Origin of the sequence: Psychroserpens sp. (assembly GCF_045105015.1) — a bacterium.
Taxonomy (GTDB): domain Bacteria; phylum Bacteroidota; class Bacteroidia; order Flavobacteriales; family Flavobacteriaceae; genus Psychroserpens.
This window is the reverse complement of sequence record NZ_JBGCCX010000112.1, coordinates 20,406-42,527: the sequence shown is the minus strand read 5'-3', so window position 1 is coordinate 42,527 and position 22,122 is coordinate 20,406. Positions and strand designations below refer to the sequence as shown.

The 22,122-nt window shown below is 32.2% G+C and carries 25 protein-coding genes; 14 read left to right on the top strand and 11 right to left on the bottom strand.

Annotated elements, in window-relative coordinates; genetic code table 11:
* Positions 1-215 precede the first annotated feature (215 nt).
* The 14 genes from AB8B90_RS08355 to AB8B90_RS08290 all read left to right on the top strand — a co-directional run bounded on the left by AB8B90_RS08355 (position 216) and on the right by AB8B90_RS08290 (position 13,080).
* Positions 216-1,337: an N-acetylmuramoyl-L-alanine amidase gene (locus AB8B90_RS08355; RefSeq protein WP_405335595.1), complete on the top strand. Its 1,122-nt coding sequence runs from the start codon at positions 216-218 to the stop codon at positions 1,335-1,337.
* Between the two features lie 54 nt (positions 1,338-1,391).
* On the top strand, positions 1,392-2,345 hold the full coding sequence (locus AB8B90_RS08350) for an MlaD family protein (RefSeq protein WP_405335593.1): 954 nt from the start codon (positions 1,392-1,394) through the stop codon (positions 2,343-2,345).
* An 8-nt stretch (positions 2,346-2,353) separates the two neighbouring features.
* The gene (locus AB8B90_RS08345) at positions 2,354-3,667 is read left to right on the top strand and encodes a 4Fe-4S dicluster domain-containing protein (RefSeq protein ID WP_405335591.1); all 1,314 of its coding nucleotides are present in this window, start codon (positions 2,354-2,356) and stop codon (positions 3,665-3,667) included.
* Positions 3,668-3,669: 2 nt separating this feature from the next.
* Positions 3,670-4,008, top strand: a complete 339-nt coding sequence (locus AB8B90_RS08340; RefSeq protein WP_405335589.1) for a hypothetical protein — start codon at positions 3,670-3,672, stop codon at positions 4,006-4,008.
* 3 nt (positions 4,009-4,011) lie between these two features.
* Positions 4,012-4,803 (top strand): (Fe-S)-binding protein, encoded by a 792-nt coding sequence (locus AB8B90_RS08335; protein WP_405335587.1) that lies wholly within the window; start codon positions 4,012-4,014, stop codon positions 4,801-4,803.
* A 6-nt stretch (positions 4,804-4,809) separates the two neighbouring features.
* Complete coding sequence (locus tag AB8B90_RS08330) at positions 4,810-5,010, top strand: hypothetical protein (protein WP_405335585.1); 201 nt, start codon at positions 4,810-4,812, stop codon at positions 5,008-5,010.
* 18 nt (positions 5,011-5,028) lie between these two features.
* Positions 5,029-5,223, top strand: a complete 195-nt coding sequence (locus tag AB8B90_RS08325; RefSeq protein ID WP_405335584.1) for a hypothetical protein — start codon at positions 5,029-5,031, stop codon at positions 5,221-5,223.
* Positions 5,224-5,232: 9 nt separating this feature from the next.
* Entirely contained in the window at positions 5,233-5,718 is a 486-nt protein-coding gene (locus tag AB8B90_RS08320) for an ABC transporter ATPase (protein WP_405335582.1), read from the top strand.
* Between the two features lie 18 nt (positions 5,719-5,736).
* Positions 5,737-6,960, top strand: a complete 1,224-nt coding sequence (serB, locus tag AB8B90_RS08315; protein WP_405335580.1) for a phosphoserine phosphatase SerB — start codon at positions 5,737-5,739, stop codon at positions 6,958-6,960.
* Between the two features lie 127 nt (positions 6,961-7,087).
* On the top strand, positions 7,088-10,006 hold the full coding sequence (locus tag AB8B90_RS08310; RefSeq protein ID WP_405335578.1) for a glycoside hydrolase family 3 N-terminal domain-containing protein: 2,919 nt from the start codon (positions 7,088-7,090) through the stop codon (positions 10,004-10,006).
* 128 nt (positions 10,007-10,134) lie between these two features.
* Entirely contained in the window at positions 10,135-11,268 is a 1,134-nt protein-coding gene (gene bshA / locus AB8B90_RS08305) for an N-acetyl-alpha-D-glucosaminyl L-malate synthase BshA (RefSeq protein ID WP_405335577.1), read from the top strand.
* Between the two features lie 94 nt (positions 11,269-11,362).
* Positions 11,363-12,634: a DEAD/DEAH box helicase gene (locus tag AB8B90_RS08300; protein WP_405335575.1), complete on the top strand. Its 1,272-nt coding sequence runs from the start codon at positions 11,363-11,365 to the stop codon at positions 12,632-12,634.
* Positions 12,635-12,850: a DUF6500 family protein gene (locus AB8B90_RS08295; RefSeq protein WP_405335573.1), complete on the top strand. Its 216-nt coding sequence runs from the start codon at positions 12,635-12,637 to the stop codon at positions 12,848-12,850.
* A complete protein-coding gene (locus tag AB8B90_RS08290; RefSeq protein ID WP_405335571.1) occupies positions 12,850-13,080 on the top strand; it encodes a VF530 family DNA-binding protein in 231 nt (76 codons plus the stop codon). Before AB8B90_RS08295 ends, AB8B90_RS08290 begins: the two co-directional genes overlap by 1 nt.
* On the opposite strand, the gene AB8B90_RS08285 is transcribed toward AB8B90_RS08290, so the two are convergent.
* The 11 genes from AB8B90_RS08285 to AB8B90_RS08235 all read right to left on the bottom strand — a co-directional run bounded on the left by AB8B90_RS08285 (position 13,075) and on the right by AB8B90_RS08235 (position 22,070).
* Entirely contained in the window at positions 13,075-13,989 is a 915-nt protein-coding gene (locus AB8B90_RS08285) for a YitT family protein (RefSeq protein WP_405335569.1), read from the bottom strand. The two genes, AB8B90_RS08290 and AB8B90_RS08285, sit on opposite strands and share 6 nt — an antisense overlap.
* 12 nt (positions 13,990-14,001) lie before the next feature.
* Positions 14,002-14,859: an SAM-dependent methyltransferase gene (locus AB8B90_RS08280; RefSeq protein WP_405335567.1), complete on the bottom strand. Its 858-nt coding sequence runs from the start codon at positions 14,857-14,859 to the stop codon at positions 14,002-14,004.
* An 8-nt stretch (positions 14,860-14,867) separates the two neighbouring features.
* Entirely contained in the window at positions 14,868-15,323 is a 456-nt protein-coding gene (locus tag AB8B90_RS08275) for a tRNA (cytidine(34)-2'-O)-methyltransferase (RefSeq protein ID WP_405335565.1), read from the bottom strand.
* Positions 15,313-15,534 (bottom strand): hypothetical protein, encoded by a 222-nt coding sequence (locus AB8B90_RS08270; protein WP_405335563.1) that lies wholly within the window; start codon positions 15,532-15,534, stop codon positions 15,313-15,315. The genes AB8B90_RS08275 and AB8B90_RS08270 overlap by 11 nt, the downstream gene beginning before the upstream one ends.
* A complete protein-coding gene (gene trpA, locus AB8B90_RS08265) occupies positions 15,531-16,298 on the bottom strand; it encodes a tryptophan synthase subunit alpha (RefSeq protein ID WP_405335561.1) in 768 nt (255 codons plus the stop codon). The genes AB8B90_RS08270 and trpA overlap by 4 nt, the downstream gene beginning before the upstream one ends.
* Before the next feature lies 1 nt (position 16,299).
* Positions 16,300-17,481, bottom strand: a complete 1,182-nt coding sequence (trpB, locus tag AB8B90_RS08260) for a tryptophan synthase subunit beta (RefSeq protein WP_405335559.1) — start codon at positions 17,479-17,481, stop codon at positions 16,300-16,302.
* Positions 17,471-18,106: a phosphoribosylanthranilate isomerase gene (locus tag AB8B90_RS08255; protein ID WP_405335557.1), complete on the bottom strand. Its 636-nt coding sequence runs from the start codon at positions 18,104-18,106 to the stop codon at positions 17,471-17,473. Before AB8B90_RS08255 ends, trpB begins: the two co-directional genes overlap by 11 nt.
* A gap of 85 nt (positions 18,107-18,191) precedes the next feature.
* Positions 18,192-18,977, bottom strand: a complete 786-nt coding sequence (gene trpC / locus AB8B90_RS08250; protein ID WP_405335555.1) for an indole-3-glycerol phosphate synthase TrpC — start codon at positions 18,975-18,977, stop codon at positions 18,192-18,194.
* Positions 18,977-19,969 carry an anthranilate phosphoribosyltransferase gene (gene trpD / locus AB8B90_RS08245; RefSeq protein ID WP_405335553.1) on the bottom strand — a complete coding sequence of 331 codons (993 nt, stop codon included), beginning with the start codon at positions 19,967-19,969 and terminating at the stop codon, positions 18,977-18,979. Before trpD ends, trpC begins: the two co-directional genes overlap by 1 nt.
* A gap of 1 nt (position 19,970) precedes the next feature.
* A complete protein-coding gene (locus AB8B90_RS08240; RefSeq protein WP_405335597.1) occupies positions 19,971-20,537 on the bottom strand; it encodes an anthranilate synthase component II in 567 nt (188 codons plus the stop codon).
* Between the two features lie 132 nt (positions 20,538-20,669).
* On the bottom strand, positions 20,670-22,070 hold the full coding sequence (locus AB8B90_RS08235) for an anthranilate synthase component I family protein (protein ID WP_405335551.1): 1,401 nt from the start codon (positions 22,068-22,070) through the stop codon (positions 20,670-20,672).
* Between the last annotated feature and the right edge of the window lie 52 nt (positions 22,071-22,122).

Below are 22,122 nucleotides of genomic sequence, written 5' to 3'. Positions count from 1 at the left end.
TTAAGGTAAAAAGTATATGAAAGCTTTTTGTATGCAATGCTTTTAAATGTATTTTTGCTAAAGTATGGCTCGGTTTTTGAATTGCCAAAATTACATATATTTTTTATGATTAGTTTATAATTTAATCAAATTATAAAAAGCCTAATAAGTCAATTATAACAAGTGTAAACTGGCATTTTTAAAATAAACCAAAAGTAATAACCGTTAGTAAAAGTATGAAAACGAACTTACAACATATATTCGTATCGATAGTCTTAATATTTACATGTTTTTTAACATCTGCAAATAGTAATGTAAATGCTAAGGATAAGTTTGTGGTAGTGCTTGATGCAGGACATGGTGGAAAAGACCCTGGAAAACCCTCAAAAAAAGGATACAAAGAAAAAGACATAGCTTTAAAAATAGTATTAGCAATTGGTAAAGAACTTGAGAAAAACCCAGATATTAAAGTAGTCTACACAAGAAAAACTGATGTTTTCATAGGGTTGTTTCAAAGAGGTAAAATTGCAAATAAAGCAAAGGCAGATTTATTTGTATCTATACATTGTAACGCTCACAATACTCAAGCTTACGGATCTGAAACGTATGTATTAGGATTACACAGGAATGAAACAAACTTTAATGTAGCAAAAGCAGAAAATGAAGTGATTTCTTATGAAGAGGACTATCAAAAAACGTATGCAGGATTTGATCCTAACTCGCCAGAGTCTTATATCGGTTTGACCTTAATGCAAGAAGAGTATTTAGATCAGAGCATTCAATTAGCTTCTAATATTCAAAAGCAATTTACCCATAAACTTAAACGTAAAAATAGAGGTGTGAAACAAGCAGGATTTATTGTACTGCATCAAACTGTTATGCCAAGTGTTCTCGTTGAAACTGGTTTTATAACTAATAACCACGAAGGGAAATATTTGAATTCAGGTAAAGGTCAAAAAGAACTTGCTACCGCAATTAAGGACGCTATTTTAGAGTACAAGAATAGTGTTCAGCAAAATGTTAGTGGTCATGTTTTTGATGATTCTACTCCAATCAATGAAGATTTGGTAAATGATGAAGTTCTTACATACGATGATATCGTTTTTAAAGTTCAAATTGCTGCAAGTTCCAGAAATTTAAAAGCGAAATCTTATAATTTTAAAGGGCTATCAGACATATCAAAAGTAAAAGTTGGTAAGCTTTATAAATACTATTATGGAAATACTTCAGATCTTAATGAAATTAGACGCCTAGAAACTATTGCAAAAGAAAAAGGATATACATCTAGTTTTGTTGTTGCATTTAAGGATGGCGAACAAATTAAACTTTCAGAAGCGCTAAAAACAAGCAAAAATTAAAAACATTCTTATTATATTTATTGCTAATTTTGTTATAATCAAATTTTAGACGCATTGAAAATCTCAAGAGAAGTAAAAACAGCAGTATTAGTCGTTTCTGGCATTCTACTATTCATTTTCTTATTCAATTATCTCAAAGGAGAAAATCTGTTAGATTCTTCACGCACTTACTATGCCGTATATGATAATGTTGAAGGACTTGCGTCTTCTACACCTGTGACTATAAATGGGATGAACGTTGGAAAGGTGAAAAATATCGCTTTTAAAGATGATGGCTCAGGACAATTATTAGTAACACTATTAATCAATAATGATTTTCAATTTTCTAAAAACAGCAAGGCAGAATTGTATGATCTTGGTTTAATTGGAGGTAAAGCAGTAGCGATAATACCTGCGTTTGATAATGCAGAAAATGCGGCCTCTGGTATGTATCTTGAAACAACAGTAAAAGCTGGTTTAACTGAATTAGTTAATCAAAGATTGACACCTTTACAAGAAAAAATTGAATTAGCAATGGATGAGGCTGATTCGTTATTGGTAAATGTGAACGAAATTCTAGATACTGAAACTAAAAAGAATATAAAAGAAGGAATTGCAGAATTGAATGCTACAATTAAGTCCTTTAAAAAGACATCTATGTCAATAAATAGGCTAGTAGACAGTAATCAAGAAAGTTTAACTGCTACAATGTCGAGTATAAAAAAAACGTCCGAGAACTTTTCAAAATTGTCAGATTCATTAGCGAATGCTAATTTAAGTCAAACAATGAAAGATTTAAGGTCTACCATTAATAATTTTGATGGAATTTTAGCTAGTATCAATAATGGTGAAGGAAGTATTGGTAAATTATTGAAAGAAGAAGGTTTATACGATAATTTGGAGGCTGCGTCTAAAGAAATGGAAGAATTGATTAGAGATATTAAATTACATCCAGCACGTTACAGACGAATTTTGTCAAAAAAAGAAATACCATATAAACCACCAACTCAAGAAGAACAAAATAATTAGACTGCAATATGGAATATTTACCTAATATAATATTTGCCATTATCCTAATCGCTGGTATTGGTTATTTTGCTAGAAATGTAAAAAAGCTAATTAGAAATATTAAACTCGGAAAAGATATTGATGTTTCTGATAATAAACCACAACGCTGGAAAAACATGAGCATGATTGCTCTAGGACAAAGCAAAATGGTCAAAAGGCCTATTGCTGGATTCTTACATATTGTTGTTTATGTTGGTTTTGTAATTATTAATATTGAAGTTCTTGAAATTATTATTGACGGAATCTTTGGTACACATCGTATTGGCCTTAAAGTGCTTCCAGAAGCAATTTATGGGTTTTTAATTGGTGCTTTTGAAGTTTTAGCTATCCTCGTTCTTGTAGCTGTAATCCTATTTTGGTTGCGAAGAAATGTAATTAATTTGAAACGCTTTCTGAGTGCTGAAATGAAAGGATGGCCAAAAAATGATGGTAATATTATTTTATATTTTGAAGTTGTTCTTATGTGTTTATTTCTAACAATGAATGCAACTGATACAAGCTTTCAAGAGATGAATTCTGGTAATCTGATAAGTCAATTTATTGCACCATGGTTCAACGGACTCCCAGAGAGTACATTACATCTAGTCGAGCGTTCAGCTTGGTGGTTACATATTGTTGGGATTCTAATATTTTTGAATTATCTGTATTTTTCAAAGCACTTACATATATTATTAGCATTTCCAAACACTTATTATGGAAAACTTACGCCAAAAGGAGAGTTTCCAAATCTAGAAGCTGTTACTAAAGAAGTGAAAATGATGATGGATCCAAATATTGATCCTTTTGCAGCACCTCCAGAAGGAGCTGAAGCTGCAATGCCAGCAAAATTTGGAGCGAGTGATGTACAAGATTTAAGTTGGGTAAATTTATTGAATGCCTACACTTGTACTGAATGCGGTAGGTGTACAAGTGAATGTCCAGCAAATCAAACAGGGAAAAAGTTATCACCTCGTAAAATCATGATGGATACTCGTGATCGTTTAGAGGAGGTTGGAAAAAATATTGATGCAAATAATGGCGAATTTATAGATGATGGTAAACAGCTATTAGGTGATTATATTACTAACGAAGAACTTTGGGCTTGTACAACTTGTAATGCATGTGTAGAAGCTTGTCCTGTAAGTATTGATCCACTAAATATAATTATGCAAATGCGTCAATATTTAGTTATGGAACAAAGTGCAGCTCCAATGGAACTCAATAATATGATGACTAATATAGAAAACAATGGAGCGCCTTGGCCTTACAATCAGATGGATCGTTTAAATTGGAAAGATGAGTAATAATGAAACTATTTAATCATAAATATAAACTTATTTTAAGTTGTGTTTTTTGTATGAATTTCATGATTTTAAGTGCTCAATCATATAAAAAAGATTCACTTCAAATTAAATCGTATACTGTGATTGAATTTGTAAATAATAAAATTAAGAGTATTGAACTCTCAAAAGTATTATGTGATTATTGTAATGAAATTCAAAAGAAAGCTATAGGAAAAGAAGCTTTACAACGAACTTATGCTGAAAGTCAAAATCCGAAAAATAGATTAGAAAATGGTAAAAAGAAATTAGCCATTTATATTAGAATAGCAAAGAAAGATTTTGCAGCAATTAAAGATGAATAAAATATGAGCGAACTACTCAGAGTGCCAACTATGGCAGAACTGATGGCAGAAGGTAGACAACCAGAAATTTTGTTTTGGGTTGGTTCAGCTGGAAGCTATGATGATAGAGCCAAAAAAATAACTAAGGCGTTTGTGAAAATATTAAACAAAGCTAATGTTGATTTCGCTGTTTTAGGAACAGAAGAAAGTAACACTGGTGATATTGCAAAACGTGCTGGTAACGAGTTTTTATTTCAAATGCAAGCAGTTATGAATATTGAAGTTCTTAATGCTTATGAAATAAAACGTATCGTAACATGTGATCCGCATTCATTTAATTGTATAAAAAATGAATATCCGAGTTTAGGAGGTAATTATGACGTAATTCACCACACACAATATATAGAAGAATTAATAAGTGCAGGACGTTTAAATATTGAAGGAAATACCTTTAAAGGAAAGCGAATTACTTTTCATGATCCATGTTATTTAGGTAGAGCAAACAGTGTTTACGATTCTCCAAGAGATGTTCTTAAAAAAACGAATGCAAATATTATCGAAATGAAGCGTCATAAAAGTACTGCTTTATGTTGTGGAGCAGGAGGAGCTCAAATGTTTAAAGAACCTGAAAAAGGCGATATGGATATCAATGTTATGAGAACCAAAGATGCCCTAGAAACAAATCCGAATATTATAGCCACAGGATGTCCTTATTGTAATACCATGATGACAGATGGAATTAAAGCTCATGAAAAGGAAAATGAAGTTAAAGTTATGGATGTTGCTGAAATAATAGCAAATTCTGAAGGTTTGTAAATTGTAATGAAAAGAGAAAAATTGTCCCCAAAATCCCAATTAACCATAGGTGTTTTAAGTGGCTTATTTTTTGCTTTAATTATGGCTGGATTTGATTATTTCAATAATGAGGTTTTTTCTTTTTATAAATTTTTATTCTATGTTATTTGCTTTGGTTTTATGATGGCTTTAAGTTTTAGGTATAAGTATATAAAAGATAAAGATTAAGATTTTAAAATTAATATAATGGCTGAGGTTGATAAGAAAAAAGTAGTGATTGCTGCCTTAGTAGGTGGAGTTGTTTTTTGCCTAATAGTATTACTTATTGATTATATTTTGGGAAGAGGGTTTTCTTGGCAACGATTAGGTTTTTACTACGTATTTGCTACAATCATGTACGGTTTTCTTACTTATAGAAATTTTAAAAAACATAAAAAATAACTACAATATATGTTAGTTGATTTCAATACATTACCAGAAGAGTCTAGAGTTTGGATTTATCAAGCAAATAGGTCGTTTTCAGAGCAAGAACTTTCTGAATTAAAAACTAAATTAGATACATTTATTGAAAACTGGACTGCTCATGGAAGTGATCTTCAATCAGGATATACCATAAAGTACAAACGTTTTATTATAATTGGATTGAATCAAAGTTTAAACCAAGCAACAGGTTGCAGTATTGATGCATCCGTACATTTTATTCAGCAAATAGAAAAAGAATACAATGTTGATTTAATGGATAAGATGAATGTGTCTTACAAACAAGGTGAATTTATTGCTTATAAGCCATTATTAGATTTTAAAAAGATGGCTAAGGATAAGGCTGTATCAAGAAACACAATTGTATTTAACAATATGGTCAATAACATTGCAGAGTTTAATGAAAACTGGGAAGTGCCTGCAAGTGAAAGCTGGCATAGTAGATTCCTAAAATAAATCTAGCATCAATTTAATATGACTAACGATATTTTTTTGATGAATATTTCTGGACAAGACAAACCAGGATTAACTTCAAGTCTTACAAATGTGTTATCCCAATATGGAGCTAAAGTCTTAGATATTGGACAAGCAAATATACACGACACCTTGTCTTTAGGATTTATGTTTGAAATTGAATCTGGACATAATTCTGCTTCCGTATTGAAAGATTTACTATTTAAATCATACGAACTTGGAGTGTCGGCTAAATTTACACCTATTACACTTGAAGACTATGAGAAATGGGTAAACCTTCAAGGGAAAGATCGTTACATCATTACTATATTAGGAGAAAAATTATCCGCAGAACAAATAGCTCGAGTAACTCAGGTTATTTCAGAAAAGAACTTGAATATTGATGCTATTAAGCGTTTAACAGGTCGAACTTCACTTGTTAAAACCGAAGAATACCCTCGTGCCTCTATCCAGTTATCGATAAGAGGTAAAATTGATTGTAAAGCAGATTTTACTGAAAAATTTATGGAAATTTCAAGGGATCTAGATGTTGATATTGCTTTTCAGGAAGATAATATTTACAGAAGAAATCGTCGCCTTGTATGTTTTGATATGGATTCGACACTCATTCAAGCTGAAGTTATAGATAAATTAGCTGAATGTGCCGGAGTTGGAGATGAAGTCAAAGCGATCACAGAAGCTGCGATGCAAGGTGAGATTGACTTTCAAGAAAGTTTTCAAAAGCGAATGAAACTCTTAAAGGGTTTAAGTGAAGAGGTACTTCATGATATTGCTACTAACTTACCGATTACAAAAGGAGCAAAGCGGCTGATAGATACTTTAAAAAGTTATGGATTTAAAACAGCGATTTTGTCTGGTGGTTTTACTTATTTTGGTGAGCATTTAAAAAAGGAATTAGGAATTGATTATGTCTACGCAAATCAATTAGAGATTAAAGATGGTAAGTTAACTGGTGGCTATATTGGAGATATTGTAGATGGTAATAAAAAAGCAGAATATCTCAAAGAAATTGCCAAAATAGAAAATATAGATATCAGTCAAACTATTGCTGTTGGTGATGGCGCAAATGATTTGCCTATGCTCAATTTAGCTGGATTAGGTATTGCTTTCCATGCAAAACCAACAGTAAAAGATAATGCTCAAAGTTCTATTTCAAGTGTTGGTTTAGATGGTGTGCTTTATTTACTCGGTTTTCATGATCGACATATTGATTTGGTTGAATAGTATTGCTTCAGTTTTGTTTACAACCTTCTTTATAAATCTATCTTAAAGTCTTTATTCTTCTTCTTAAAAATACTATTTTGGCATAGTTTTTAGTTATGTTTATTAGACTTAACATGTAAATAGATTTATGCGATATATACTGTCCCTCATCACCTTAATCATTTTTTCAAATACTGCAGCAACTCAAGATGTTGATCATCCATTGGCTTCAAAAGATATTCTAGCCCAAAAGCAATGGGTAGATAGCCTTTATAACAAAATGTCTTTAAAAGAAAAGGTTGGGCAACTATTTATGGTTAGAGCGTTTTCAAACCAAACAAAAGCTCATGAAAATCAAATAGCTAAACTCATTAACAAACATCACATAGGTGGTTTGATCTTTTCTACAGGAGGACCGGTTCGTCAAGCAAAACTTAATAACTTATACCAAGCCATCTCAAAAACACCATTGTTAATAGGAATGGATGCAGAATGGGGTTTGAGTATGCGACTTGATTCAACTTATGCTTTCCCTTGGAATATGACACTTGGAGCGATTCGTGATAACGCTTTAATAGAACGAACTGGATATCATATTGGTGAACATTGTAAGCGTATTGGAGTGCATTTTAATTTTGCGCCTGTAGTTGATATTAATACCAACCCGAAAAATCCTATTATTGGTAATCGTTCTTTTGGTGAAGATCGTGACAACGTCACAGAAAAAGCACTCGCATTTATGAAAGGTATGCAAGATGCTGGAGTTCTTGCAAATGCTAAACATTTCCCAGGTCATGGTGATACCGAAAGCGATTCTCATAAAACCTTGCCAACAATCAATTTTGATGAAAAGCGAATTGATTCTGTTGAGTTGTATCCTTATCGAAAGTTAATAAATAAAGGCTTGTCAAGTGTCATGGTTGCACATTTGAATGTACCGAGTTTAGAACCTCGAAATGGATTTCCATCGTCATTATCAAAACATATAGTGACTGATATTTTAAAAGATTCTTTGAGTTTTAAAGGGTTAATTTTTACTGATGCATTGGAAATGAAAGGTGTTTCAAATTATAGTGTTCCTGGCGAAATAGATTTGGCTGCGTTTCAAGCTGGAAATGATGTGCTTCTGATTTCTGAAGATGTGCCAAAAGCGATTGATAAGATTATAGAAGCTTATAACAATAAAGAGATTTCCGAAGCGCGTTTAGCACATTCAGTTAAAAAAATATTAATGGCAAAACATAAGGTTGGATTACAAAATTATAGTCCGATAGGTACTGCCACATTATACAGTGATTTAAATCGAACCAAAGATGACGTTCTTTATGAAGAACTTTTAGAAAATGCCATAACAGTTGTTAGAAATAAATCTGAATTATTACCAATAAGGAATCTTCAAACAAAAAAAATCGCTTACGTACAATTAGGTGATGACGATGGTTCAACCTTTTACAACGAATTAAAAAAATATACTAAAGTACATCAAATTAAAGCTGATAAGCTTGATGAGATGATTACTAAACTTCAAAATTATAATACAGTTATAATTGGTTTACATCGTGAAAATGATCATCCATGGAAACCTTATAAATTCACCGATAAAGAATTGGTATGGCTCTATGAAATTGCTAGAACCAATACCGTGATTTTAGATGTATTTGCTCGACCTTATGCACTCATCGACCTAAAAACAGTTGAAAATATTGAAGGTATTGTGATGAGTTATCAAAACAGTAAAATTGCTCAGCAAAAATCAGCTCAAGCTATTTTTGGAGCTGTTCCTGTAAAAGCGAAATTGCCTGTGTCAACAGGAGAGTATTTTAAGGTAAATGATGGTTTTACTTATAATGCACTTAACGCTTTAAGTTACGGCTTGCCTGAACGTGTAGGTATGAGTTCAGAACTTTTAAAGCGTGTAGATTCTATTGCACAATATGCTGTTGATAATAAAATGACTCCAGGAATTCAATTGCTAATAGCTAGAAAAGGAAAAGTGATTTACAATAAAAATTTTGGATATCATACTTACAGTAAAAAACAAGCTGTTAAGTTTGATGATGTCTATGATGTCGCTTCACTAACTAAGATTTTAGCGACATTACCTTTAGTCATGGAACTTGAAGAAAAAAGGATAGTCTCATTAAATACCAAGCTTTCTAAGATGCTTCCTGAATATAATTCATCCAATAAAAAAGATGTAACAATAAAAGAAATGTTGTCGCATTATGCTAGGCTTAAGCCGTGGATTCCATTTTATGTTGCAACTTTAGATTCAGTCACTAAAAAACCAGATCCCAAGTATTATAGAAAAAAGCCTAGTTCTAAGTTTAGTATAAAAGTTGCAGAAGATTTATATTTAAGAAAAGATTATCCAGACTCAATTCAAAAAATCATAAAGGAAAGTGATTTGTTGTCTAGGTTGCGTTATCGCTACAGTGACATGCCTTATTATATTCTAAAAAGATACATCGAAAAGTATTATGATAAATCTTTAGACGAATTAGTTCAAGATCACTTTTATCAATCTATTGGTGCAAATTATACAACCTATAATCCATCTGCTAAGTTCAGTAATTTGAATATTATACCAACAGAGATTGATGATTATTATCGCTATCAGAAAATTCAAGGATATGTACATGATATGGGAGCAGCCATGCAAAATGGCGTTGGTGGTCATGCAGGTGTTTTTAGTAATGCCAATGATGTAGCTAAGCTCATGCAATTGTATTTACAAAGAGGATACTATGGTGGAAAACGTTATTTTAATACAGAAACGCTAGACAAGTTTAATACATGTTATTATTGTGAAAGCGATAATAGACGAGGTATAGGTTTTGATAAACCTCAACTAGGTGAAGAAGGGCCAACTTGTGGCTGTTTATCTATGACGAGTTTTGGGCATTCAGGTTTTACAGGTACCTATGCTTGGGCAGATCCTGAAGAAGAAATTGTATATATCTTCTTAGCTAATAGAACTTATCCTAAAGCCGGAAAAAACTTATTGTTAAGAGAAAATATTCGTACCAATATTCAAGAAGCTATTTATGAAGCCATTATAGATTAATAGTTTTCAAAATGTTAAAACGTTTTTCAATAATGTTGATTAATCTTTATCTTTACGATTAGTCATATGAAATAGTTACACTGTTAGGTTGTGCTGAGTTTTGAGACCTAATATATAAAATTGAATACATGAGAATCGGAATAGTATGTTACCCAACTTTTGGAGGTAGTGGCGTTGTAGCTACAGAATTAGGATTAGAGTTATCAAAACGCGGACATGAAATTCATTTTATAACCTACAGCCAGCCAGTTCGTTTAGAGTTATTGAGTAATAATGTACATTATCATGAAGTTACTGTTCCTGAATACGCTTTGTTTCTTTATCAACCTTATGAGTTAGCCTTATCTAGTAAGTTAGTTGATATGGTCAAGTTACATGATATAGAAATTTTACATGTGCACTATGCTATTCCGCATGCCTATGCAGCTTATATGGCGAAAAAAATGTTGCAAGAAGAAGGTGTTTATATTCCAATCGTTACCACACTCCATGGAACTGATATTACTTTAGTCGGAAGCCATCCATTTTATAAAACTGCAGTTACGTTTAGTATTAACAAATCTGACGCTGTGACTTCTGTATCTCAGAGTTTGAAAGAGGATACATTGCGATTATTCGATATCAAAAATGATATAGAAGTCGTCCCAAACTTTATAGATTTAGATAAATATAAAAATCATTTTACCGATTGTCAACGTGGTATGATGGCTACAGACGATGAGAAAATCATTACACATATCAGTAATTTTAGAGCTGTAAAACAAATTCCAGATGTCATAAAAGTTTTTTACAATATTCAAAAACAAATGCCTGCAAAATTGATGATGGTAGGTGAAGGTCCAGAACGTGAACCAGCTGAACAGTTATGTGCTGAATTAGGAATAAGTGATAAGGTGATTTTCTTCGGAAATAGTAATGAAATAGATAAGATTCTTTGTTTTAGTGATTTATTCTTATTGCCTTCAATTACAGAAAGTTTTGGTTTGGCAGCTTTAGAAGCTATGGCTTCAGGAGTACCTGTTATTTCAAGTGACACAGGAGGTATTCCAGAAGTAAATGAAGATGGTGTTTCAGGTTATTTAAGTTCAGTAAACGATGTAGCTGACATGTCTAAAAATGCAATTCATATTTTAATTGATGATAATCGTCTAGCAGAATTTAAAGTAAATGCTAAAACCACGTCTGAAAAATTTGGAATTCATGCCATAGTGCCTCAGTATGAAAAAATTTATGAAGATACACTTCGTAAGTGTTTGGTATAATAAAACTAAATTCTACATTCGAATAAATTAACACTACATTTGCCTCCAACAAAATGACGCTTAAAATTAGAAGGTCATTTACCAAATAATTTTTATGTCATTTCAATCTTTAGGCTTATCTGATGCCCTGTTAAAAGCAATTAGCAAAAAAGGATATAAGACTCCAAGTCCAATTCAAGAAAAAGCAATTCCTCCTGTATTAGAGGGACGTGATGTTTTGGCTTCAGCACAAACCGGAACAGGAAAAACAGCTGGTTTTACATTACCACTATTACATTATTTATCTGAAAATCCGAAAGCAAAATTTAGACCAATTAGAGCTTTAATATTAACACCAACTCGTGAACTTGCTGCTCAGGTATATGAAAGTGTTAAAGACTATAGTGAATTTTTGGATATTAGAAGTGCTGTTATTTTTGGCGGTGTGAATCAAAAGCCACAAGCAGCTACGATTCGTCGTGGAGTTGACGTTTTGGTAGCAACACCTGGTCGTTTATTAGATTTGCATAATCAAAATCTATTATCACTAAAACGTGTTGAGGTATTTGTGCTCGATGAAGCAGATCGTATGTTAGATATGGGGTTTCTTAGAGATATTGAGCGTGTGATGAAATTAATGCCTGAGAAGCGTCAGAATTTGATGTTTTCGGCAACCTTTTCAAAGGATATAAGAAAATTAGCAAATGGCATTTTAAATAATCCAGTTCAAGTTGAGGCTACACCAGAAAACACAACAGTAGAAGCCATTTCTCAAAAAGTATACCGTGTTGCAAAAGGCTTAAAAACTGGTTTAATCATTAAGCTTATTAAAGATGGTAACTGGAAACAAGTCCTTGTCTTTACAAGAACTAAACATGGCGCTAATCGTTTAACAAAAAAAATGATCTCAGCTGGTATTAGCGCAGCTGCTATTCACGGAAATAAGAGTCAAGGTGCTAGAACCAAAGCCTTAGCAGGCTTCAAAAATGGAAGTGTTCGTGTATTAGTTGCAACTGATATTGCAGCTCGTGGATTAGATATTCCGTTATTGCCTCATGTAGTTAATTTTGAGTTGCCTAACATTTCTGAAGACTATGTGCATCGTATTGGTAGAACAGGAAGAGCAGGAGCAAATGGTCAAGCGCTATCATTGGTAAGTGCTGATGAAACTTCATATTTAAAAAACATTGAAAAATTAATCGGGCAAGTAATTGATGTTGAAATACTTGAAGGTTTTGAACCTGATCCAAATGCCTCAACAGAACCTATAAAGCCAGGTCAAAATAGACAACGACGAAATCCTAGAAATTCGAATAAATCTGGAGGTAACAGAAATAATAAAAACAATAGAAATAATTCTAGACGTCGAAACGATAGACGAAATTAAATGACAGCTAGTTTAAAGCAAAAAATACTAGAAGTTTGTGAGAAGAAAATTGCTCAAAAAGGAACTGCTGTTGGTGTTTCATTTTATGCCTTTTTCAAGAATAAAAATGACAATCCTGAGTTGTTGATGGAAGCAGCTACATGGTGGATTAAAACTCACAAATTAGACCATTTTGAAAAAGCAATAAAGATCAAGCAGCTTGTTGAGAAATTATAATGGAAACGCAAAAAAATAATCCACTACATGGTGTTAAATTAGAACAAATTGTTACTGATTTGCAAGCTCATTATGGTTGGGAATACATGGCTCATCAAATTAATATTCGTTGTTTTACTCATGAACCTTCTGTTAAATCAAGTCTAAAGTTTTTAAGACGCACACCTTGGGCTAGGACTAAGGTTGAAAATATGTATCTATATTATTTAAAAAATAACAGGAAATCATAACGTTTGTTCAGCAAGGAAGTTCGCCAATTTTTTTCCTTTTTTTCTATCTAAATAACGCCTTAAAACACCACCTTTTACATTATTTACGTCAAACTCGACGATGAATGCATTTTCATCAATATTTGATACTATTCGGTACATTTTTTTGATATCAATACGATTAATAATAGAATGAATAATATCAAAATCTTGTTTTTCTCCAGTACTTCCAAAACCTTTTCTTCCTTTATATAAAGTCATTCCAGCTCCAAGTTGTGTAATAATAGCGGCTTCAATTTTTGCAAAATCCTTGGATACAATAGTGACACCAATAAAGTCTTCAAAACCTTCTATAACTAAATCTGTAACTTTTGCAGTTACAATGTAAGTAAGAATAGAATACATAGCGACTTCTGTAGAAATCACAAAAGCAGTAATACTGAATAAAATGACATTAAAAGCCAAAATGACTTTTCCTATACTGATTCCAAAACGATCATTAATAAAAACACCCAAAATTTCTGAACCATCTAAAACAGAACCATTGCGTATCGCAATCCCAATTCCTGCTCCTAAAAATAAACCTCCGAAAATAGATGTTAAAAGCTTATCGTCTGTTATAGTATCAAAGTTTTCAAAATGAATAAATAATGCTAAACCTAATATGCTTATAATTGATTTTATAACAATCCGTTTTGAAACTGTATAATAGCCAAGTATTAAAAAGGGAATACTGAAAATGAGTAGTAAGTATGATAAATTTATATCGACTTGAGTTCTTATCAAAAGCGCAACACCAGTAACACCTCCATCTAAAAATCCGTTTGGCAATAAAAATGCTTTTAAGCCGATACTTGCCAATATTATACCTAGAAATATTTGAAAATATTCAGATAATGATTTGTAAATTTTTGTTCGTTTAGATAGCATAAACCCTAGTTGTTATATGTTTTTAAAGATAACAAAGTCTTGATAATTTACACCTTCTGCGTATTTACTTTTGTCTTTCCAAAAACCATCAATTACTTTAACAATTTTAAGATTTCCTTGATTAAGCATGGTGCTTAGTGTGTCTTTATGAATGGCGATATTACCAGATTTTACATCTTCATTCATTAAACGGTAGCCTTCTTTTTTAATAGGGAATTTAAAAGCATTAACAGAGCTTATTTGATGCTCATTAGCATCATCATATAAGAAAAAAGTTGAAAATGCTAATCCATCATCAGTTAGAACTCTATTGACTTCTTTAAAATAATTTTGAATTTCATTAATTTGCATGTGCGTGAAAACTGAAAAAGAAAATATTTTATTAAATGAATTGTTGTCGTAGGGAAAGGTGAATTCCTCTGCTTTTAGAGTAGATGTATTGTACAAATCATTAAAAAGTGGTACGTATTTAAATTCAAAGTTTGAGTAGTCTCTTCCAATTTTAGAATTACACCAATCTACACCAAGTTTCACCACATCAAAACCACAATATTTTGCTTCAGGTTCGAGATATTCTGTCAGCGCTATGGCTGTTCTACCAATACCACTTCCAATATCTAAAATTTTATCATTAGGTTTTAAATTGATGTGAGATTTTAACCAAATAAGTTGTTGATTGCCTTGTTCAATATAAGCTTCGGCATTAGCAGGAGAACCTGTATAAATAGAGCCTCTTGGTGGTACATATTTATGACGTTTCCCTCGAATTTTATCAAAGAAGTCTGCAGGTAAATAATATAGTCGCCTGATGATAAATCGATAATTTGGAGATAAGCTATACCAAAACTTTCTTAAAGATTCTTTATTCATAGATAGTGTTAGTTGTTCAATTGTCTTAAGCCTTCATAAACTACAATACTCACTGCATTTGCCAAATTAAGACTTCTTATATGCTTACTGTGTAAAGGAATTTTATATAGTTGCTTGTTATTTGTTTTAGTTATTGTTTTAGGTAATCCAACGGATTCCTTTCCGAAGATAAGAAACAAATCATCTTTAAAAGGTATCTCCCAATGTGATTTATGTCCATGACTTGAAAAGAATGCAAATTCTTTATCAGTATTTACTTTAAAAAAGTCTTCAATAGAATCATAAATTCTAAGCTCTAGATGTTGCCAATAGTCTAAGCCAGCACGTTTAAGTCTGCTGTCAGAAATTTCAAAGCCAAAGGGTTTTACCAAATGTAGTTTTGATCCAGATGCAAGAGCTAATCTGCCAATATTACCTGTGTTATTTGGTATTTCAGGTTCGAATAAAACAATATTAAGTGACATTTTTAAAAGATTTTAGAAGCGTTAATCGAATTAACAGTACCCATGGAGCTCCATGGAGCAAAACATCAAACCAATCTTTTAAAACCATGCCATTAGCACCTCCAAATATCCATTTTAATTTTCCCCAAATATGTGGTTCAGGAAAGAATGGTGCTAAACCAAGGGTAAGGCAGAGTATGATTAACACTCTATAATTATTTAAGAGTTTCATTTTTGCAGTATTCGATTAACAAAATTATCAATTTTATTGACACCATAATGAGTTAAATGCTTTATAAACGCACTCCCGATAATTGCTCCTTTTGCATATTGTGTAGCTTGAGTAAAAGTTTCATTATTTGAAATTCCAAAACCTATAATTTGAGGATTTTTTAGCTTCATATCTGATATACGCTTGAAATATGCTGTTTGTTCGTCACCAAAACCAGAGCTACCTCCAGTAACACTTGCAGAGCTAACCATATAAATAAATCCGTTAGAAATTGAATCAATAAATTTGATGCGTTCAACTGAGGTTTGAGGTGTAATTAAAAAGACATTAATCAATCCATGTTTTTCAAATATGGTCTTATATTCTTCATGATATACATCAATTGGTAAATCCGGAATTATGAGTCCGTCAATACCAATCTCTCGGCATTTTTCACAAAATGCTTCAACACCATATTGAAGCATCGGATTAAAATATCCCATAATAATTAACGGAATAGAAACGGTTTTACGAATGTTTTTTAGTTGTTGAAATAGTAGCTCTGTTGTCATTCCATTTTGTAGAGCTTTCGTGGAGCTTTTTTGAATGGTTGGTCCATCTGCTAAAGGATCACTAAACGGTAATCCGATTTCAATCATATCAACACCGTTTTTTTCTAAGTTTTCGATAATTGAAACTGTATCATTTAAGCTAGGATAACCTGCTGAAAAATAAATGGATAACAGTTTTTTGTTTTCTTCAAGTTTTGTGTTTATTCTGTTCATTTTATAATTTAAAATAATCAATATAATTCTGTAAGTCTTTATCTCCTCGTCCTGAAAGGTTGATCACCACAACATCAGTTTCTTTAAATTTTTTCTGCTTGAATATAGCTAATGAATGCGATGTTTCTATAGCAGGAATTATACCTTCTAACTGACTTAACTCTAGGCCAGCTTTCATGGCTTCGTCATCTGTTATTGAAATAAATTCTGCACGACCAGATTTGTATAAATGCGCATGCAATGGTCCAACACCAGGATAATCTAAACCAGCAGAAATAGAGTAAGGCTCAGTAATTTGCCCGTCATCAGTTTGCATCAATAAGGTTTTACTACCGTGAATAATACCTTCTTTTCCTAATACTGACGTTGCTGCACTTTCACCACTATGAATACCTTTTCCTGCAGCTTCAACAGCAATGAGTTTAACATCTATATCTTCTAAATAATGATAAAAAGCGCCTGCAGCATTACTTCCACCGCCAACACAAGCGACTACATAATCTGGTTTTGTTGTCCCTTCTTTGTCTTTTAGTTGCCATTGGATTTCTTCTGAAACTACAGCTTGAAAACGCGCTACCATATCCGGATATGGATGAGGACCAACCACACTTCCAATAATATAATGTGTGTTTATAGGATTATTAATCCAATCACGAATGGCTTCATTCGTGGCATCTTTTAGTGTGCGACTTCCAGAAAGCGCAGGACGAACTGTAGCACCAAGCATTTTCATACGAGCAACATTTGGAGCTTGACGTGCAATATCAATTTCTCCCATATATACAATACATTCTAAACCCATTAAGGCACAAACAGTAGCAGTTGCAACGCCATGTTGACCAGCTCCAGTTTCGGCAATAATTCTAGTTTTACCCAACCGTTGAGCCATTAAAATTTGTCCAATAGTATTATTAACTTTATGTGCACCTGTGTGATTTAAATCTTCTCGTTTTAAGTAGATTTTTGTACTATATTTTTTTGAAAGCCGTTTAGCAAAATAGAGAGGAGAAGGACGACCTACATAATCTTTTAGTAATTGGTCGAACTCTTCTTTGAAAGACGGTTCAGCCATAATCTTTAGATAATTCTGTCTCAGTTCTTCAACATTTGGATACAGCATTTCTGGAATATATGCTCCTCCAAATTCACCATAGTATCCTTTATCATTAATATTATACGTCATAGTTGTTCGCTATAAGTTGATCTTTAAATGCTTTTAATTTTTCTGTGTTTTTTAATCCTAAATTTGTTTCAAACTTACTATTCAAATCTAATGCGTGGCAAAAAAACGCTTCAGGTCTTTTTAGAAATAATAATAAATTATCTAATTCATTCGGTCCAATACCACCACTTAATAGAAATGGTTTTATTGATGAGTATTTTTTTAAAACACTCCAATCAAACTTGTAACCATTTCCACCTGGTTGTTTTCCTTTTGTATCGAATAAATAGTAATCACAAACGTTTTCATAAGGTTCTAAACTATTGAAATCAAAACTGTCTTTAATAGAAAATACTTTTATGACTATACAGTTTATGTCTTTTAGTTGTTTACAAAGTTCAGGAGACTCATTGCCATGCAATTGAGCGCCTTGTAAATTGTGTTTTTGCACAATACCTTTAATGTAATCAAAAGTTTCATCTACGAATACACCAATTTTTTTTATGCTTTCAGGTAAATCTGGGATAACAGTATTGAAATAACGTGGTGATTTTTTATAGAAAATGAAACCCATGAATTCAGGATTTAATTTAGCAACATTTAAAATGTTGTCTTTGTTTTTCATTCCACAGATTTTTATTTTCATGTGTTTATATTTATTGTTTTTAACTGTGACATGCTGTTCGCTATTAATCATTATCTTGTTTAATGATGCTTTTAGCATGCACGTTTCATAATTGTAAGTCATTTATAAATTGAGTGGCTGAACCTCCTGGGTTGTCAGTTTTCATAAAGTTTTCTCCAATTAAAAACCCTTTATAACCGTAAGGATGTAGCGTTTTTATAGCATCAATATTACTAATACCACTTTCAGATACTTTTACGAAATCGTTTGGTATACAATTACTTAAATGTTTGCTGGTTTCTAAGCTGACTTCGAATGTTTTTAAATTCCTATTATTCACACCTAGCATATCAAGGCTAGGCATGATTGATTTTTGAAGTTCTTCTTCGTTATGAACTTCAAGTAATACCTCTAAATGCAATTGCTGAGCCAATTCTGAAAATGTCTTTATTTCAGCTTTAGTAAGAATTGCTGCTATAAGTAAAATAACATCAGCACCATAAGCTTTTGCTTCTAATATTTGATATTCATCAATTATAAATTCTTTTCTGAGTAGGGGTAAATTACAACTCGAACGAGCAATAATTAGGTCGTCAAGACTACCTCCAAAGTATTTTCCATCAGTAAGTACAGACATGCCACAAACACCAGCATTTTCATAACCTTTTGCAACATCAAAGATATTAAGACTATGATTAATGACTTGTTTTGATGGCGAACGTCTTTTGTGTTCAGCAATAATTCCAGAAGTACTATTTTTTAATTTATGTGTTAAGGATATAGTTTCTCGTTCAAATAATACAGATTGTTCTAATTGTCTGTTGGGAATTAGTTGTTTTCGAAGTTTTACTTCGACGCGTTTATCAGTTGTTATTTTATCTAAAATATCCATTACTTACTGATTGCTATTAGTTGTTCTAAACATGTTTTAGCTTTTCCATTTTCTAGACTTTCTTTCGCTAATTGAAATCCGTCTTTATGAGAAATTTGGTTTACTGTAGCAATTGCAAGACCTGCATTTGCACACACAACATTGTTTTGAGCTTCAGTACCATTTCCTGTAATAATATTTTTAAAAATCTTTGCAGCTTCCTTAACGGAAGCACCACCATAAATTTCAGATTGTTCTATTTGATTTACGTTCAAATCGATTGGATTTAGCATCACTTCAGAGTTGTTTGATATGATTTTTGTGTTTCCAGTTAGAGAAATTTCATCATAACCATCTAAGGCATGAACGATACTATAATTTTTATCTGTATTCTGATAAAGATATCCATAGATGCGTTGAAGCTCTAGGTTAAAAACACCTACCATTTGATTTTTTGGAAAAGAGGGATTTACCATTGGGCCTAACATATTAAAAAATGTTTTAACACCTAATTCTTTTCTAATAGGAGCAACGTTTTTCATGGCTGGATGAAATAAAGGTGCATGCATCACACAAATTCCTGCTTTATCAATACTTTGTTGAAGTTTACCAATATCGTTTGTGAACTTTACACCTAACGCTTCCATAACATTTGAAGAGCCTGATGATGAAGACACACCATAATTACCGTGCTTTGCAACTTTAACTCCAGCACCAGCGGTTATAAAAGACGATAATGTAGAAATATTAAATGTGTCTTTTCCATCACCACCAGTACCACATAAATCGATGGCATTAAAATCTGATAAATCTACCGGAATACATAGTTCTAATAATGCATCACGAAAGCCTTGTAACTCTTCTATGGTGATGCTTCTCATCATGAATATTGTTAAAAAGGAAGCAATTTGGCTTTGATTGTATTTACCGTCTGAAATATCTACTAAAACATGTTTAGCCTCTTCGCTTGAGATACTTTCGTGATTGATTAGTCTGTTGAGTATTTGTTTCATGTTAGCTGTTAATCCAGTTTTCTAAAATTTGTTTTCCATTAGGTGTTAATACCGATTCAGGATGATATTGTACACCTCGTACATCATAAATTTTATGTCTGAGAGACATTACTTGTCCGTTACTATCAAAAGATGTAGCTTCTAAAACTTCGGGTAAGTTTGCATCTACTACCCAAGAGTGGTATCGACCAACTTCAATGATTTTGTTCATGTTTTTGAATAATAATTCATCATCAACAGCAATTTCTACAGGAGTAGAAATTCCATGATACACCTCTTCAAGATTTATAAGTGTTCCGCCAAACACTTCACCAATAGCTTGTTGTCCTAAACAGACCCCTAAAATGCTTTTTGTTGGTGCATAAGTTTGAATTATGGTTTTTAATAATCCTGCTTCACTGGGAATTCCTGGTCCTGGAGATAGTACTATTTTTTGAAAAGTATCAACTTCTTCTATGGTCAATTTATCATTTCGTTTTACAGTGACCTCACAATTTAAATCTTCTAAATAATGAACCAAATTGTAAGTAAAACTATCGTAGTTATCTATGACTAATACTTTCATAATTAATGTCTGCAAATGCAGGTTTCTTTTTGTTACACGTTTTATTTTTAAGCTGCGTTAAGGATTGAAAGGTTTATTTGAGCTCATCTCTGATAGCGAGCCTTGAAAGCCTGACCCTTGGGTAACGCCATAATTTTAAATATCCTTAGCCATTTCAATAGCTTTGGTTAATGCGCCTAATTTATTATAGACTTCTTGTAATTCATCTTCAGGATTAGATTTTGAGACTAATCCTGCACCTGCTTGCCAATGCAACTTATGATTTTTGCTCATAAATGTTCGTATCATAATGGCGTGATTGTAATTGCCTTCAAAATCCATAAAACCTATTGCTCCTCCATAAAAAGCTCTACTTGTTTTTTCATAATCTTCAATGAGTTGCATTGCTCTATGTTTAGGTGCACCACTAAGAGTACCTGCTGGGAATGTGTCAGCAACGACCTGAATAGTTGGCGTATTATCATGAATTTTGCCAGTAACTTTGCTTACCAAATGAATCACATGTGAGAAAAACTGTGCTTCTCTGTAGGTTTCAACTTTTACTTGACTTCCATGTCTACTCAAGTCGTTTCTTGCAAGATCTACTAACATGACATGTTCGGCATTTTCTTTATCATCCTCAGCTAATTTTTTGGCAAGGATTTGATCTTTTTCATCGTTTCCTGTTCTTTTAAACGTTCCAGCAATAGGATGTATTTCTGCTAAACCATTATTGATAACAAGTTGTGCCTCAGGAGAACTTCCGAAAATTTTGAAGTTTCCGTAATCAAAGTAAAAAAGGTAAGGCGAGGGGTTAATACTTCTTAAAGCACGATAGACATTGAATTCGTCACCTTTAAAACTTTGAGAAAACTTTTTCGATAATACGAGTTGAAAAACATCGCCACGAGCGCAATGCTTTTTTGCGAGTTCTACATGTGATTTGTAGTCTTCATCAGATAAATTAGATGTGATTTCTGAATCTGTTTTAAAATTATATGACGCAAAGTTTTTTGAGCTAATTAATTGTAAAATTTCATCAATATTATTTTCGGTTTCGAAACAATGTGCGAAAATATAAGCTTCATTTTTAAAATGATTGATGGCAATTATATTTTGATAAACAGCATAATAAATATCAGGAATATCTAAAGAATCTGGTTTTTTGTTAATTTGAATGTCTTCAAAATATTGTACGGCATCATAAGCTGTGTAACCGAAAATTCCGTTATTGATAAACTTAAAATCTGTATCTGAATTGACTTTAAAACGTTTGGTGAATTTGTGAATTTCTTCAGTTACAGCAACCTTTTGAGTGTAATTTTTTTTACTGCTTCCATCTGGATAATGCTGTTCTATTGTTTGATTGTCAACTTTAATTGACGCAATTGGATTAAAGCAAATGTATGAGAAGCTATTATCGTTAGCATGATAATCACTACTTTCTAATAGAATACTGTTAGGGTATTTATCTCTAATTTTAAGGTAAATGCTAACAGGTGTAATTGTATCTGCTAATATCTTTTTGTAATGTGTATATAAACTAAATGTTTTCATTTGTATGAATTGAAAAAGGCTTGTCGTGAATGACAAGCCTTTTGATATTTTT